Origin of the sequence: Mycolicibacterium pyrenivorans (genome assembly GCF_025821625.1) — a bacterium.
Taxonomy (GTDB): domain Bacteria; phylum Actinomycetota; class Actinomycetes; order Mycobacteriales; family Mycobacteriaceae; genus Mycobacterium; species Mycobacterium pyrenivorans.
This window is the reverse complement of sequence record NZ_JACKSH010000115.1, coordinates 1-1063: the sequence shown is the minus strand read 5'-3', so window position 1 is coordinate 1063 and position 1063 is coordinate 1. Positions and strand designations below refer to the sequence as shown.

Annotated in this window: 2 pseudogenes; both read right to left on the bottom strand. The window is 70.6% G+C overall.

Annotation, left to right across the window (positions count from 1 at the left end):
• Positions 1–563: pseudogene (locus H7I57_RS14600) on the bottom strand (type VII secretion-associated serine protease); the annotation flags it as partial.
• Positions 563–1063 (bottom strand): annotated as a pseudogene (locus H7I57_RS14595) (hypothetical protein); the annotation flags it as partial. The pseudogenes H7I57_RS14600 and H7I57_RS14595, both read right to left, overlap by 1 nt.

Below are 1063 nucleotides of genomic sequence, written 5' to 3'. Positions count from 1 at the left end.
GTCACTGTCGCGGTCGCGGTGATCGTCGGTGGCGGGGGAAACGCTGGTGGCGCCGGGTTGGCCGGCACGCCCGGGGGCGGAGGGGGGGCCCCTGCTCCCGCCGGACGCGGCGTGGGGCGGTCGGCCGGGTTGGCGGGCGCGGCGCCGATGATCGAGGCGACGATGGTGCCGTGGCTTTCACAATCGGTCAGCCCGCCGTCAGGTAGTCCTTGCACGAAGTCGCCGCCGGGGAACAGCCGCGGGAACCGCGGGTTGGGGGTGACGCCAGTATCGATGATGGCTACCGTCACTCCGGCGCCGGTTGAATATTGCCAGGCCTGTTCGATGTTGAGCATGGTGTTGCCCGGGTCGGGCTGGGCCACGTTGGGATCGCCCACTACCACCGGGGTCACGCACGCCTTGGTTTGGCGCATCTCCTGGGGCGGGCCCGGAGTCTCGTCCGGCGGCAGTGCGCCCGGGTCGATGACCGGTGGGGCGACCGCCAGCGCCGCCGGGGGTGCCAACACGTTGGCGGCGAGCAGTCCGAATGCGGCCAGGCCCGCTGCCACACTTTTGCCCCGCATCAGTGCAACCTGATGTATTGCAGCAAGCCGATTGCCCACGCGGCGAACGGCACAATGAGGGCATAGCCGATGTACTCCAACCACTCCACAATCTGCCGGATGGGTTCAGAGAAGCTGCGCGAGGGAATGACCGCCCCAGCCAGCAGCCCGGCCACAGCCACGGCCAGCACCGCGGCCGCCGACACCACGACCGCAACAGTCGCTGAGGCGGGCGCACTGAGGCCGTAGTGCAACGGGATCGCCATCAGCGAGAGCGCCGAGCCGCTGACGATGGTCACCGCATGACGGCGGTGCCGCAGACCGCGGGCCCGCAGAATCAGGCACACCGACGTCACCACGACGACGACGATCGAGGGCCACTGCGAGCCCGACCCCGGGGCGATCGCCCACCAGGAGGCTGCCAGCTGCACCACGGCGATCCCGAGCAGGCCACTGCGAGCCCGACCCCGGGGCGATCGCCCACCAGGAGGCTGCCAGCTGCACCACGGCGATCCCGAGCA